This window comes from Mycobacterium sp. E2327 (assembly GCF_001672675.1).
Lineage (GTDB): Bacteria > Actinomycetota > Actinomycetes > Mycobacteriales > Mycobacteriaceae > Mycobacterium.
The window spans coordinates 1-691 of record NZ_LZKE01000170.1; the positions used below are offsets into that span (position 1 = coordinate 1).

Genomic DNA, 691 nt, shown 5'->3' on the forward strand with positions numbered 1-691 from the left:
GCTCGCCGCGGCCATCCTCGGCGCCACCGTGATGCCGCACGCGGTGTATCTGCATTCGGGCCTGGTGCTGGACCGGCACGGGCATCCCGAGGCCGGCCACGACCGGCGCTGGCTGTTGCGCGTCACGCGCTTCGACGTCGTGTTGGCGATGGCTGTCGCCGGCATGGTCAACGCGGCGATGCTGCTCGTCGCCGCGATCAACCTGCAGGGCCACCAGGAAAGCGCGACCATCGACGGCGCCTACACCGCGATTCACAACACCCTGGGGCCGACGATCGCGGTGCTGTTCGCGATCGGGCTGCTCGCGTCCGGCCTGGCGTCGTCGTCGGTGGGTGCCTACGCCGGCGCAATGATCATGCAGGGGTTGCTCCATCTGTCCGTGCCCATGCTGGTGCGCCGGCTGGTGACGCTGTGCCCCGCGATCGCGATTTTGGCGCTCGGCTGGGATCCGACCCGCGCGCTGGTCATATCGCAGGTCGTGCTGTCCTTCGGCATCCCGTTCGCGGTGCTTCCGCTGGTCAGGCTCACCAGCAACCGCGAGCTGATGGGTACCGATGCGAACCATCCCGTCACGACGGTCATCGGCTGGGCGGTCGCGGTGATGGTCAGCGTGCTCAACGTCGTGTTGATCTATCTGACCGTGGCGGGTTAGCGAGAATTCCGTTTGACTCAGATCGACGCTGGCGTGCAG

General features: G+C 67.3%; 1 protein-coding gene. It reads left to right on the forward strand.

The window, feature by feature from the left end; translation table 11 throughout:
* Positions 1-652: Nramp family divalent metal transporter (locus A5712_RS20250; protein WP_197519452.1), on the forward strand; the 652-nt coding region annotated here is incomplete at its 5' end.
* Positions 653-691 lie beyond the last annotated feature (39 nt).